Annotated in this window: 10 protein-coding genes; 5 read left to right on the top strand and 5 right to left on the bottom strand. The window is 67.8% G+C overall.

Translation table 11 applies throughout. The annotated features are described in order from the left end of the window. Window positions 1–18 precede the first annotated feature (18 nt). Both JQX13_RS47955 and JQX13_RS47950 read right to left on the bottom strand, forming a co-directional pair. Entirely contained in the window at window positions 19–774 is a 756-nt protein-coding gene (locus tag JQX13_RS47955; RefSeq protein WP_203406067.1) for a class I SAM-dependent methyltransferase, read from the bottom strand. A 49-nt stretch (window positions 775–823) separates the two neighbouring features. After that, a complete protein-coding gene (locus JQX13_RS47950; protein WP_203406066.1) occupies window positions 824–1795 on the bottom strand; it encodes a phosphotransferase family protein in 972 nt (323 codons plus the stop codon). Window positions 1796–1915: 120 nt separating this feature from the next. Between JQX13_RS47950 and JQX13_RS47945 the strand changes: the two genes are divergently transcribed. Next, on the top strand, window positions 1916–2980 hold the full coding sequence (locus JQX13_RS47945; RefSeq protein WP_203406065.1) for an L-dopachrome tautomerase-related protein: 1065 nt from the start codon (window positions 1916–1918) through the stop codon (window positions 2978–2980). Window positions 2981–3011: 31 nt separating this feature from the next. Here the strand turns inward: JQX13_RS47945 and JQX13_RS47940 are convergent, their stop codons facing one another. The 3 genes from JQX13_RS47940 to JQX13_RS47930 all read right to left on the bottom strand — a co-directional run bounded on the left by JQX13_RS47940 (window position 3012) and on the right by JQX13_RS47930 (window position 7995). After that, a complete protein-coding gene (locus tag JQX13_RS47940) occupies window positions 3012–4373 on the bottom strand; it encodes a glycoside hydrolase family 16 protein (RefSeq protein ID WP_203406064.1) in 1362 nt (453 codons plus the stop codon). A gap of 104 nt (window positions 4374–4477) precedes the next feature. Continuing rightward, a complete protein-coding gene (locus tag JQX13_RS47935) occupies window positions 4478–6286 on the bottom strand; it encodes a M4 family metallopeptidase (RefSeq protein WP_203406063.1) in 1809 nt (602 codons plus the stop codon). A gap of 329 nt (window positions 6287–6615) precedes the next feature. After that, window positions 6616–7995 carry a sigma 54-interacting transcriptional regulator gene (locus JQX13_RS47930; RefSeq protein ID WP_203406062.1) on the bottom strand — a complete coding sequence of 460 codons (1380 nt, stop codon included), beginning with the start codon at window positions 7993–7995 and terminating at the stop codon, window positions 6616–6618. 166 nt (window positions 7996–8161) lie between these two features. On the opposite strand from JQX13_RS47930, the gene JQX13_RS47925 reads away from it, so the two are divergent. From JQX13_RS47925 to JQX13_RS47910, 4 genes are all read left to right on the top strand, one after another. After that, window positions 8162–9202, top strand: coding sequence for an SDR family NAD(P)-dependent oxidoreductase (locus tag JQX13_RS47925; RefSeq protein WP_203406061.1), 1041 nt, complete (start codon window positions 8162–8164; stop codon window positions 9200–9202). Between the two features lie 99 nt (window positions 9203–9301). Next, window positions 9302–9829, top strand: a complete 528-nt coding sequence (gene hslV, locus JQX13_RS47920; RefSeq protein WP_108074607.1) for an ATP-dependent protease subunit HslV — start codon at window positions 9302–9304, stop codon at window positions 9827–9829. Window positions 9830–9841: 12 nt separating this feature from the next. Further along, complete coding sequence (hslU, locus tag JQX13_RS47915) at window positions 9842–11242, top strand: ATP-dependent protease ATPase subunit HslU (protein WP_203406060.1); 1401 nt, start codon at window positions 9842–9844, stop codon at window positions 11240–11242. Between the two features lie 39 nt (window positions 11243–11281). Further along, on the top strand, window positions 11282–12523 hold the full coding sequence (locus JQX13_RS47910) for an aspartate aminotransferase family protein (RefSeq protein ID WP_203406059.1): 1242 nt from the start codon (window positions 11282–11284) through the stop codon (window positions 12521–12523). Window positions 12524–12565 lie beyond the last annotated feature (42 nt).

Below are 12565 nucleotides of genomic sequence, written 5' to 3'. Positions count from 1 at the left end.
GACTCGGTCCGCTGAAGCCTAGGGCTTGGGGATGAGGATCAGATCCTCATCCTGCGTCAGGCGGTACACCCCGTCCGGCTCCCGGTAGCGTTCGGCGTGCTCGCGAATCCTGGCATCGAGAGCGCGCTTTTCGTCCTCGCTCAATGCGGCGAGCTGCTCCGGCGTGTAACAGTCCTCGAACACGAAGAAGCGGCAGAGCGTGTACATCTCCTCGAAGGAGGTCGCGGAGAACCCGTTCAGGGTCTCGGCGACTTCGTAGGAGAGTTGCTTCCCCTTCAGGACGGCATGGAGTTGCTCGCTGCTGATCACCGTCTGTGTGAAATCGCGATGCAGCTCGTAGCTCTGTCCGCGGGCGGCACCGAGGACAATCAGGCAGTAGCCTCCCGGGCGTACGCGCGCGAGCAGCTGGTCGACGAACCGACCCCAGTCGGCGAGGGGCACGTGGTACAGGACGTGAGAGCAGAGGACGAGATCATACTGCTCGGACGACTGGTAACCCGCCAGGTCCGTGTGAAAGAGCCGGGCCCCCGGGTGCTCGAAGGCGCTGAGTTGGTTGCGATTGGGCTCGAGCAGGGTGAGCGAACCGAAGTGCGGCGCGAGCCGCTGGGCGACCGTGCCCGGTCCCGCGCCCACATCGAGCAGCGACGGGCGCTCGGGCATGCGGGAGAGGAGATTCCGCTCGACCCACTGCCCGATGTTCTCGTGGTGTCTGGCTGTCTTGGCGAGCAGATGAAAGGCGGTGGCATAGTCCTGGGGTGAGAGCGTGATGTTCATTGCGCGAGCTCCTCGGGAATCATTTCAACGTGGGTCCCCATCGTGCGCTTCATGCCGGGGAGTTGCGAACATTCGATGACAGCCGCAGCCACTCGCCCAGACGATTGTTGTAGAAGCCGACCAGGTCCGGCTGCCAGGTGTGGAAGTAATGCAACTGCGACAGGGCGTACAGGCCGAGACCCAGCCGCATCCGGACCTCGTCGCTTTCGTGCTTCGGATGTATCGCGCTGTACGCGTCGAAGAAAGGTCTCTCGATTTCAGGATGGCGCTCGAACACCAGCTCACGAAGCTTCCCGAAATCAGCGAACCTGTCCGTGAACGAGGCGTGCTCGAAATCAAGCAGACAGGAGGGTCTGCCGTCGCGCAGCAGGATGTTGTCGAGGTAGAGGTCGCCGTGGGTCAACGCGGCGCCATCCCCTGGAGCCAGTTCGGCGAGCCGGGCAAACGCCGACCTTATCTGGTCACTGTCCGAGGGGAGGGACTCCCTGGGAAGGGTGGAGAGCATCGCATCGACCCGGCTGAGAACCACATCGCCCCAGGGACGGTCATCGGAGGGGTTCAGCACGGAGCCGAACTTCGCCCGGCGAATGGTGTGCAGCCGCCCGACCCACTCGCCGAGGGTTCGGCCGAGCGTCTCCTGTTTTGTCGGATCGAGCGGACCGTCCGCTAGCCGTGTCCCGGGTGCGTACTCCTGGACCACGACAGGGCGCCCGAGCGAGGTGGTGGGGGCGAACGCGCGGAACCTCGGCGCAGGCACTCCGGCCTCGTTCGCGAGCCGACTCGCCACGAGGGTGGCCCTGAGCACCTCTGGATCCGACGTGCGCCCGGGAACCCGTACGAGCAGCTCCCCTTCATCGGTCTCGGCACGCCAGAGTTGGTTGCTGTAACTGCGCGGTCCCGGATGGATCGCCAGGACCTCGGTGGACGGGCAGAGCGCCTGCAGCACCTGGTGGATGTCGGCGGTCGTTATCGTTTTCACTTTCCGTACCTCCTGACGAATCGAGATGAGGACGGGGAGCATAGAAGGGATGCGCTATCGGCCTGTGAGAAAGTGGCGCGACGGTGGCGCGGGTCACAAAGGGTGGCGAAGCGGATGCTCCTCCCGCATCTAGGGGCGCAACCTCGAGCAAGGAGTCTCTCAATGCGCAGAATCCTCCTGGCTGCCGCCGCGCTGGTGACGGCGGCCTGTGTCCAGACATCCAACCGCCCCGATGCTTCCGCCCCGACGCCGGGAGCCAAGGCGCCCGCCCTCGAGCTCGTGGCCAGCTCGCCGCGGCAGTGGACGGGAATCGCCGTCTCGAAGGCGGGGCGGATCTTCGTCAACTTCCCCCGCTGGTCCGAGGACGTGCCCGTCTCCGTGGCCGAGGTGAAGGACGGCGCCACCATCCCCTGGCCGGATGCCACCTGGAACGAGTGGAAGCCGGGAATGTCCGGAGAGGGCCACTTCGTCGCCGTGCAGAGCGTGGTGATCGACGACAAGGACCGGCTGTGGATCCTCGATACGGGCAACCCCTGGTTCAAGGGGGTGATCACGCAGCCCACGCTCTACCAGTTCGACATCGCGAGCGGACGGCGCGAGCGCGCCTTTACCTTCCCGCCCGAGGTGTCCTCCGGTAACAGCTACCTCAACGACGTCCGGATCGACACGGAGCGCGAGGTCGCCTACCTCACCGACTCCCAGGCCGGAGGGCTGGTGGTGCTCGATCTGAAGAGCGGAAGCTCGCGCAAGGTGCTGCGCGATCATCCCTCCACCCACGCCGAGTTCGAGCGCATGGTGGTCATGGGCCGGACCCGGGAGAAGCCGGTCCAGTCGGATGGCATCGCACTCAGCCCGGACCGCGACACGCTCTACTGGAGCGCGCTCTCGGCTCACTCTCTGTGGCGTATCCCCACCGAGGCCCTGCGAGATCCCCAACAGGATGACGCGGCCCTCGCCAAGAAGATCGAGCGCGTGGCGACCATCGTGGCCACGGATGGAATCCTCTTCGATGGCAAGGGCCGCCTCTGGCTCGGAGGCCTGGAGGATGGCGCCATCTACCGCTACGTCCCCGGTGGTGCCTACGAGCAGGTGATCAAGGATCCCCGCCTCCTCTGGCCGGACAGCTTCGCGGAGGGGCCGCGAGGTGACATCTACGTCACCACCTCGCAGATCCACCTGCCGCCCGCCGAGCGCGGTGCGTACGAGATCTACCGCTTCTCGCCGTGAAGCCGTCTGGCCCGGGGAGGGTGGAGGCCCGTTACAGCCGGATCAGCTCCACGTCATCCATGTGGATGTAGTTGGCCGGGTTGCCCGAGCTGAGGCGGGTGTGGAAGCCCAGCTCGAGGTAACCCCCGGAGACGTAGATGGCGGGCGTCTCCACCAGGGTCCAGTTGCCGTACGTGCCCAGGTCCGTGAAGACGGGCGAGCAGCTGCCGCACGTCTTCGCCTGGAGGCGCGCGAGGTCGAAGCCTCCGCCCTTGCGCACCCACGCGCGGACCTTGTAGTTGCCCGTGGCCAGCCCGGTGCGCGTCTGGTACGTCCACACCTCGAACGGCGTGCCGTTGGTCCAGTGCGTCAGGTGGTAGGAGCCGGAGTGGCCGCCGTTGTGCGTCTCGGAGAAGTCCGCGGCGTCGGTGCCGTTGGGGCTCCAGGTGGACCAGCCGGTCATCCCCGACTCGAAGCCCGGGTTGGTGAGCGAGTTGATCGGCGGCGGCGTGGTTCCCTGCTGGTACCAGCGCACCCACTCGACCTCCATCGTCTTCTTCGTGCCCGCGGGCAGGGCGATGCTGGCGGGGCTCGGGTTGCCGTACCAGTTCCCGCCGAGCGCCAGGTTCAGGATGATGTAGTGGGGCTGCTGGAACTCGGTCTCGTTGTGGTAGTACGTGTTGTTGGCGACGATGTTGCCGTCCAGCCGGAACACCATGCTGGTGGCGGTCCACTCGACCTCGTAGACGTGGAAGGAGTCGGCGAGGTTGTAGCCGCCGCTGGCGCCGGTGCCCCAGTCCGCCTGTCCGCCGTTGTGCCAGTGGGTGGCGGACTTCATCCAGGTGGGGTCATTGGAGTGCCACTCGAGGATGTCGATCTCTCCGCAGCCGGGCCACGGGGTGCTGGAGATGTTGGCGCCCAGCGTCCAGAACGCCGGCCACATGCCATAGCCAGACGGAACCTTGATGCTGGCGGCGATCTTCCCGTACTTCTTCTCCACCTTGCCCTTGGTATGGATGCGGCCGGAGTAGAACGAGCGCGGGCCGTAGCCGGTGCACCGTGGATCCATCGGGTTGTCGCTCGTGCGCTCGGCGGTGAGGATGAGCTTGCCGCCGCCCACGGTGACGTTCTGGGCCCGGGGATACTCCAGCTCGCCCGTGCCGAAGTTGCAGTTGTTGGTGACCGGGTCCCAGTTGCTCGTCAGGACGTTCCAGTTGTTGCCATTGAGGCTCGTCCCGTCGAACTCGTCCGACCACACGAGGTTCCAACCCGACCCGGGGTTGTAGGCCAGCTCCGCCTGCTCATGGGTCCCGAGTGCGGCGTCCTCGAGCTCCGTGACATCCATTGCACATCCGTGAAGGGCCGCGAGTCCGCACACGGCCAGCAGACCTGAAGTGAGATTGTGTCGGTTCATGTTTGTCTCCTGCGGGTAATGCGTGGATGACCTTGTTCAACCCAGGACGGTCACGTCATCCATGCTTAATCCGGAATAAGGAGGTAAGCGGGAGCGCGATCGGGTCAATTCACGCCCACCGCGCTCCAGCTCTCCTTCACCTTCTTCACCTCGGCCGAGTTGGCGCCGTAGAGGTCCGTGGCGGCGTTGAGGGTGGCCTGGCGGGCCTGGGCGAAGGTGGTGGTAGGCGTCATGTAGTGGGCGAGGGCGCGGTAGTAGACCTTCAGCCCCTTCTCCATGCCGATGCCGTCGTCCACCTTCTGGCCCGAGGTGCGGTTGGTGCCACCGTTGGCGAGCAGATAGAAGGCGTTGTTGGCGATGCCGCTGGAGCCGTGCACCTCCGTCTGCTTCGGGTAGTCCTTGTAGTTGTCGATGGAGTACCCGTCCTTCGTCGGGTCATCCATGTAGCGCAGTGCGTCGCCGGTGCCATTGGCCGGCGTCCACGCGTCCTCGCCCACCTTCCAGTCGAACTGGACGGCCTGGTTCTTCTGGGAGGCGAACCACTCCACGCCCGTGCCGATGACGTCGCTCATCGCCTCGTTGAGGCCGCCGGACTCGCCGTCGTAGATGAGGCCCGCGGTGCGCTCGGTGAGGCCGTGGCCGATCTCGTGCCCGGCGATGTCCAGGGTGGTGAGCGGGCCGGCGTCCTTGCCGTCACCATCGCCGTAGTTCATCTTCGTGCCGTCCCAGTAGGCGTTCACGAAGTTCTTGTCGACGTGCACGTAGGAGACGAGCTTCTCGCCCTTGTCGTCCAACGAGTCGCGTCCGAGCACTTCCTTCAGGAAGTCATACGTCGTCTGGGCGCCGTAGTGCGCGTCCACCGCGGCCCTGGTGCGCGAGTCGTCCGAGGCCTCGCCCCACACGTCGTTCTTGTCCGTGATGGCTGTCTGGCCGCTGGCCGTCGCCTTGTTCTTCGCGTCGTACGTCACCACGCCCTTGCCGCGGGTCTTGTCCTCCAGGGAGTAGGTGCCATGGGCGTTCTTCGTGGTGGAGAGGTCCACCTTGCCGCTGTAGAGCGAGGTGTCATCCGTCTTGCCCGTGGCGGGAGGGGTCGGCGTGGTGGGCGTGGCCGGGCTGGCGGAGGCACCCCGCGCGGCGTCGTGGGCGTGGGCCCTGGGCAGCTCGATGCCGCCCATCTGGTCGAAGCTCTTGAGCAGCTCGCCGCTGTTGGCGTCGACGAAGTAGTTCATCCGCCGGGGACGGGCGTTGGACTCGAGTTCCTGGGTGTTGGTGAGCTGAACGTGGTAGGCCGCGCGGTAGTTGCCCTGCTTGTCCTGGACGATCACGCGCTCGGAGGATGGCGGAGTGGCCTGGTCCGTCTTGCCGGCGAACTCCTTTTGCGCGATGGCCAGCGCGTCGTTGGCCGACAGCTTCACCGGCTCCTTGCCCAGCCCGGTGGGGATCCGGGAGAGCTCGCCCGTCATGCTCGCCACCTTGCCGTCCTTGTCGAGGTGGGAGATGAGCTGCTCGCCGAAGACCTTCACGCCCTCGTGCTGGCGGTCCAGGCGCACGTGCGTCATGCCCAGCTCGTCCTTCTCCACGGAGCGGGGCGAGACGGCCTGGGCGGCGCTCGGGCCGGGCACCACGCCACGGAGGCCAGCGCTGGACTGCTTCTGGAGGAAGTCGATCGACTTCTGGATGGCGCTCCGGGCCTCCGGGCTGTTCAGGGCCAGGGGTCCGGTGGCCGTGGCGGAGATCGCCGTCGGCGCGAGCGTCACGGCGGGGCGCGCGGTGGCCGACGTGAAGCTCGAGCCGGACTCGAAACCCGTGACGGCGCGGGCCTGGCTCTTCGGCGTGGACTCGGCGAGCGGCTGAGCAGTAGGGGACGACGGAGGCGCGACGGACGGCTTCTGGAGGCGGTTGGAGATCTGCATGGCGGTGGGCTTTCTGCTCCGGCGTGGGATACGGCCACCGTTGGTGGCTGATGTGTGCCGTACAGAGCAGGTTGTGTGCCAACGCGCCGCGTCATGGTCGCTGATGGTGGAAACCTTCGATTTCACTGGGAAGGCCAGCTCGAGGCGGGGCGTGTCCGGTGACTCCCGTCATCACTCCGGGATGGGCTCCTCCTCGGGAGACCCGCGTCACGGCGTGGTGACAGCCGTCACGGCCTGGTGACAGCCGTCACCAGCCATGGACATACCTCTGGCGGAGGCCTCCACGTCGGACGGGAGGCGCCGGGGTCATCGCAATGGGGGGATTCGGCTCAGGCGCCGTCGCGGTCCTCGAGCCCGTGCTTGCGCAGCAGCTTGCGCAGGTAGACGCGGTCGATGCCGGCCTCGCGCGAGGCCCGGGAGATGTTGCCCTCGCAGCGCTCGAGCAGGCCCTTGAGGTAGTCGCGCTCGAAGCCCTCGATGAGCCGCTCCTTGGCTTCCTTGAAGGGAAGCTCCATCTCGAGCGTGCTGGAGCCGGAGCGCGGCTCCTCTCCGGGGAGCGGGGGCAGCTCCGGGAGGGCCTCCTCGCCCAGGTTCACCACCTGCTCCACCACGTTGCGCAGCTCGCGCACGTTGCCCGGCCACGGGTACTGGGCCAGCAGCGCCCGGGTCTGATCCGACAGCGCGCTGGGCGGCCGGTTCATCCGGGTCAGCACCGTGTCGATGAGCAGGGGGATGTCCTCGGGCCGCTCGCGCAGGGGCGGCAGCGTGACGCGCAGGACCGCGAGCCGGTGGAACAGGTCCCTGCGGAACTTCCCCTCCTTGACCGCGCCCTCCAGGTCCACGTGCGTCGCCGCCACCACCCGCATGTCCACGGTGCGGTAGTCGTTGGCGCCCACCCGCTTCACCTGCCGGCGCTCCAGGACTCGCAGCAGCCGGGGCTGGAGCTCCAGTGGCAGCTCGCCCACCTCGTCGAGGAAGACGGTTCCCCCGCTGGCCCGCTCGAAGGCGCCGGCGCGGTCGGCCTGGGCGCCCGTGAAGGCCCCCTTCACGTGGCCGAAGAGCTCCGACTCGATGAGCGAGGGCGCGATGCCCGCAAGGTCCACGATGACGAACGGTCCCTTGCCGCGCCGGCTCTCCTGGTGGAGTGCCTCGGCGCACAGCTCCTTGCCCGTGCCCGTCTCTCCCTGGATGAGCACGTCCGAGCCGCCGGGCGCCATGCGCTCCAGCAGGGTGAAGACCTCGCGCATCTTGCGGCTGGAGCCCACCAGGGCACCGAAGTGGTCGCGCGTCGAGAGCGGCATCGTGCGCTCCCGGGTGTCCTCCGGCACCACCTTGAGCTCGGTGGTCCCCAGGGTGATGACGTTCCCGGGGCGCAGCTCCACCTGGGAGAAGCGCATCCCCTCGCAGAAGGAGCCGTTGCGCGATTCCAGGTCGATCGCCAGCACGCCCTCGTCGCGGACCTGCAACTTCAGGTGCTGCCGCGAGATGGTCTTGTCACTCAGAACGATGTCGCACGAGGGGGCCTTGCCCACCGTGTACTCCCCGTTCTCGAGTGAGTGACTGTGCCCGGCCTCGGCACCAGACAATATGAGGAGCTTCAGCCGCACCCGGCCGGGACCAGCCCGGTAGAGAGTCGCTGTCGGATCCGAATTCTCTTCTTTGTCGTACGACGCGGCCACGCGCCGGACGCTACCACGCTCGCCGGCCATATGGCACGACGTGTCAGCGGGTCTTTCACCGATTCCCTGTCCGGCCGGGTGTCGTCCGGCGGACGTCCCCTGGGGAGAGTGGTCAGCTATACCAGGGCTGACTACCCTCAGTCGGCGCGGGGGCCCACGGAAGGGGCCGAGGACGAAGTCGGGGGAGGGGGCGAGCATGGCGGGGCGAGCGTCTTGGGGTGGGGTGGGGGTGCTGGGCTTGGTGGCGGGAGCCGGGTTGCTCCTGGGGGTCGCGGCCCGGCGAGCGCGGCGCATCAACCTGCGCGGGCGGGTGGTGATGATCACAGGAGGCGGACGTGGGCTGGGGCTCGCCATCGCGCGCGAGTTCCTGCGGCGAGGCTGCCGGCTGGCCATCTGTGGCCGCGACGGTGAGGTGATTGCCCGGGCCACGGAGGCCTTCCGCAAGCGGGGGGCCGAGGTGTTCGGGGAGGCCTGCGACGCGAGCGACCCCGCGCAGGTGGACGCGTTCGTCGCGCGGGTGCTCGATCGCTTCGGGACGATCGACGTGCTCGTGAACAACGCCGGCCAGTGCTTCGTGGGGCCGGCGGTCGAGCTGGCGCCGGAGGATGTCGAGACGGCGCTGCGCAACATCTTCTGGGTGCATTACCGCCCGACGATGGCCGTCCTGCCGCACATGCGGTCACGCCACTTCGGACGCATCGTGAACATCACCTCGATTGGGGGGAAGGTGCCGACCCCGCACCAGGCGGCCTACGCCGTCGGCAAGTACGCGGCCACGGGCTGGTCCGAGACGCTCTCCGTCGAACTGGCCAAGGAGGGCGTGTACGTCAGCACCATCACCCCGCCGCCCTTGAGCAATGGCGCGCCGTTGCATGTGCACTTCAATGGCCGCGTGGAGGAGGAGTTCCAGTGGTTCACCCGCAGTCTGACCTCGCCGAGCACGTCGACCCGCGCCGAGCGCACGGCCCGCGTGGTCGTCGACGCCGCCGAGCACGGGGATCCGGAGCGGGCCGTCTCGTTCATGTCGTGGCTGTCGGCGCGTGCGCAGGGGCTGGCGCCGAACCTGATGAGCCGGGTGCTCGCCCTCGTCGATCGTCGGCTGCCGCCCCCGGGGCAACCCGGCCAGACGTCGAGGATGCGACTTGGCTCCGAGGTGCTGGCGAACAGTCGGGACGAGCGGGTGCGGGCCCTCGGCGCCGCGGCCATCGCGGATGAACGGCGCTATCTGCCCGTCTGAACGACGCACCGCGCAGCGCCACCGCGCGGAGGGTGAGGGGGCGAACAACCGGTCGGGGAATCATGGAAACCCCCTCTCCCGCTTGTTAAACCCCCGGGCATGTTCCATGGCACCACCATCCTCTGTGTCCGCCGAGAGGGGAAGGTCGTCATCGCGGGTGACGGTCAGGTCAGTCTCGACAAGACCATCATGAAGAACACCGCGAAGAAGGTCCGCCGCATCGGTGATGGCTCCGTCCTCGCCGGCTTCGCGGGCAGCACCGCCGACGCCTTCACCCTCTTCGAGCGCTTCGAGGCTCGTCTCAAGGAGCACCAGAAGAACCTCGCCCGCGCGTGTGTCGAGCTCGGGAAGGACTGGCGCACCGACCGCTTCCTGCGCCGCCTGGAGGCCCTGCTCATCGTGGCCGACCGCGAGAAGACCTTCATCCTCTCCGGCGCGGGAGACGTCATCGAGCCCGACTTCGGCATCGCCTCCGTGGGCAGTGGCGGCCCCTACGCGCTCTCCGCCGCCCGCGCGCTCATGACCCACACGCAGCTGTCCGCCCGCGAAGTGGCCACCCACGCCATGCAGATCGCCGCGGACATCTGCATCTACACCAACTCCAACGTCACCATCGAAGAGCTCTGAGGGAGCACCACCGTGAGCAACGGACGCAAGACCCCTGCCTTCACTCCCCGCGAGGTGGTCGGCGAGCTGGACCGCTACATCGTCGGACAGAACGCCGCCAAGCGGGCGGTGGCCATCGCCCTGCGCAACCGCTGGCGCCGCCAGCAGGTCCCCGAGGAGCTGCGCGATGAGATCCACCCCAAGAACATCATCATGATCGGCCCCACCGGCGTGGGGAAGACGGAGATCGCCCGGCGCCTGGCGAAGCTCGCGCAGGCTCCCTTCGTCAAGGTGGAGGCCTCCAAGTTCACCGAGGTCGGCTACGTGGGCCGAGACGTCGAGTCCATGGTGCGCGACCTCGTGGAGTCCGCCATCGCGCTCGTGCGCGACGAGGAGATGGAGCGGGTGCGCGAGCGGGCCATCGAGCTCGCCGAGGACCGGCTGGCGCAGCTGCTCTCCGGCAATGGGCCCACCGCGCGTCCCTCCGGTGGCATCGGCTTCATGGCGCCCCCGCCAACTCCCGCCGCGCCCCGGCTCGGGGATACCGAGCGCGAGAAGCTCCGGGCGCAGCTGCGCGCCGGCACGCTCGATGACCAGGAGGTGGAGGTGGAGAGCACGGAGAGCGGTTCTCCCACCTTCATGCGCAACTTCTCCGGGCAGGGCATGGAGGAGATCGGCATCAACCTGCAGGATCTCTTCAAGAACATGCCCGGCATGAGCCGCTCACGGCGGCGCAAGATGCGCGCTCCCGAGGCCCTGCGGCTGCTGGAGCAGGAAGAGGCCGCCAGGCTGGTGGACAACGACCGCGTCACCCGCGAGGCGCTCGTGCGCGCGGAGACCAGCGGCATCGTCTTCATCGACGAGATCGACAAGATCGCCAGCCGCGAGGGGGGCGGGAAGGGCGGCGGCCCGGACGTGTCCCGAGAGGGCGTCCAGCGCGACATCCTCCCCATCATCGAGGGCTCCACCGTCAACACCAAGTACGGTCAGGTGAAGACGGACCACATGCTCTTCATCGCCGCGGGCGCCTTCCACGTCTCCAAGCCGAGCGACCTCATCCCCGAGCTGCAGGGCCGCTTCCCCATCCGCGTGGAGCTGGAGCCCCTCAGCGGCGAGGACCTGGTCCGCATCCTCCGGGAGCCGCGCAACTCGTTGATTCGTCAGTATACCGCACTGCTGGCCACGGAAGGTGTACGCTTGGAGTTTTCCGACGATGCCATCGCCGAGCTCGCCCGCATTGCGCAGTCCGTCAACGAGCGAACGGAGAACATCGGTGCACGAAGGTTGCACACCGTACTGGAACGTCTGCTCGACGAGGTATCCTTCAGCGCCAGCGAGCAGGGCCCGAGGGACCTGCGAATCGACGCCACCTACGTGCGCGAACGCCTCGCCTCCGTGGTCCAGGACGAGGACCTGTCGCGCTACATTCTCTAGTCCCACCCCAGGGACCCTTTCGTGCCCCACGAGATCTCCATGAGAACCGTCAAAACCGACGCCGCCGCGCAGGCCACTTCCACCTCTTCCGGCAAGAACGATCAGTGGATCGACAAGGCCAAGGCCCACCTGCTGCAGAACTACAAGCAACAGCCCATCGTGCTGGAGCGCGGGCTGGGCTCGCGCGTCTGGGACGCCGATGGCCGGGAGTATCTGGACCTGCTCGGCGGCATCGCCACGTGTGGGCTCGGCCACTGCCACCCCGAGGTCGTGGCCGCGGTGAGGGCCCAGCTCGACAAGCTCTGGCACGTCTCCAACGCCTTCTACACGGAGCCGCAGATCGAGCTGGCCTCCCGGCTCACGGCCGCCTCGGGCCTGCAGCGCGCCTTCTTCTGCAACTCGGGCGCGGAGGCCAACGAGGCCCTCATCAAGCTGGCCCGCAAGGTCCAGAAGGACCGGGGCAACGCCGACCGCTACGAGGTCATCACCTTCGAGAACTCCTTCCACGGGCGCACGCTGGCCACCGTCACCGCCACCGGCCAGACCAGGTACCAGAAGGGCTTCGAGCCGCTGCCGGCGGGCTTCACCCACGTGCCCTACGGGGACCTGGACGCCGTGCGCAAGGCGGTGGGTCCGCACACCGCGGCCATCCTCGTGGAGCCCATCCAGGGCGAGGGCGGCGTGCGCGCGGCGCCGAAGGGCTTCCTCCAGGGCCTGCGCGCCCTGTGCGACGAGAAGGGGCTGCTGCTGCTCGTGGATGAGATCCAGACCGGCATGGGCCGCACCGGCAAGGCCTTCGCCTACCAGCACGAGGGCATCCTCCCGGACGGCATCAGCCTGGCGAAGTCGCTCGGCAACGGCCTGCCCATTGGCGCCATGCTGTGCACGGATGAGGCGGGCAAGAGCCTGACGCCGGGCACCCACGGCTCCACCTTCGGCGGCAACCTGATCGCCGCGGTCGCCGCCAACGTCGTCGTCCGCAAGGTGACCGAGCCCCAGATGCTCCGCGAGGTGGAGCAGAAGGGCGAGTACTTCCTCACCCGCCTGCGCGAGCTCCAGGGCCGCATGCCTTCCATCATCAAGGAGGCGCGCGGCCTGGGTCTGCTGATCGGCGTGGAGCTCTTCCAGGACGCCGCGCCCTTCATCTCCCGGTGCCGGGAGCTGGGCCTGCTCGTCAATGCCGCGGGGGAGAAGACCATCCGCTTCGCCCCGGCCTACACCGTCACCAACGACGACCTGGACCACGGCGTGCGCATCCTCGAGCGCGCCCTGAAGTCCTGAGCGCTCGCCGCTTCCGGAGTGCACTCCCGGTCACCCGGAGTG

This window comes from Archangium violaceum, from assembly GCF_016859125.1.
GTDB lineage: Bacteria > Myxococcota > Myxococcia > Myxococcales > Myxococcaceae > Archangium > Archangium violaceum_A.
The sequence above is the reverse complement of the archived record's forward strand: the minus strand, read 5'-3'. Positions and strand labels throughout refer to the sequence as shown.